At 42.3% G+C, this 769-nt stretch carries 1 protein-coding gene; it reads right to left on the bottom strand.

What is annotated here, in order from left to right:
* Positions 1–82: 82 nt before the first annotated feature.
* On the bottom strand, positions 83–769 hold a 687-nt coding region (locus H8Z82_RS16960; protein WP_186995768.1), incomplete at its 5' end, for a hypothetical protein.

The raw sequence follows: 769 nt of genomic DNA on the forward strand, positions 1-769 counted from the left end.
AAGTCAACTTTACAGAATTTACTTTTCTCTTTCTCAAACCAATTTAAACTTTTCTAAACAAGGGGCAGTTGCCTGTTTCTTTTTATTTTACCCTGATTCTTCTTCCCCAGGATACCCAGTCTCCGTAAGCTTTCCTTCCGTTAGTTTTGGCCCATGGGCGGACTCTCAGAGTATAGGTTCCGGGCTTCACGCCTGTAATCCTTGTATAGGTTGTCCGATTGTTCCGTTTATATACGGTGGTTCCGCCTGTAGATCTCAGTTCCATATCTGCTCTTGCAAATCCTTTTGGTACGCCAACTGTTACAGCCACAGCTCCTTTACCTGTTTTTACAGTTTTAATCTTCACCCTCTCTGTGGGAATTCCGTTCTTTACTACTACTTTTACTGGATAACTCCATGCCCCAAACCTTTTCCCAGACACTTTTCCATCATAATAATCCCTGTTGTACGCATGGATTCCCAGATAATACGTCCCGTTTTTTACATTTGTAAAGGTGATGGTCTTTGCATCCTGATACCTCGCCACCTTCACATAATTCTCAGGTTTGTCAACCCAGCTTTTCTTTGTCAGAACCGCATCGAAACCTTCGCTGTTTGCGCAGTCATAAGCCGCTGCCTTAATAGTTGACCCCTGTACTTTCACATCTTTTATCGTTGCTCCTTCCGGATAAGGCGGTGCAATATGAGGACAATTCTGGGAAATTATATAAGATAATTCTATTCCTCCTGTGATGGAAACCTTAAAAATATCAGTAGCTACCTGTTCTTC

Source organism: Blautia difficilis, from assembly GCF_014297245.1.
GTDB lineage: Bacteria > Bacillota > Clostridia > Lachnospirales > Lachnospiraceae > Blautia_A > Blautia_A difficilis.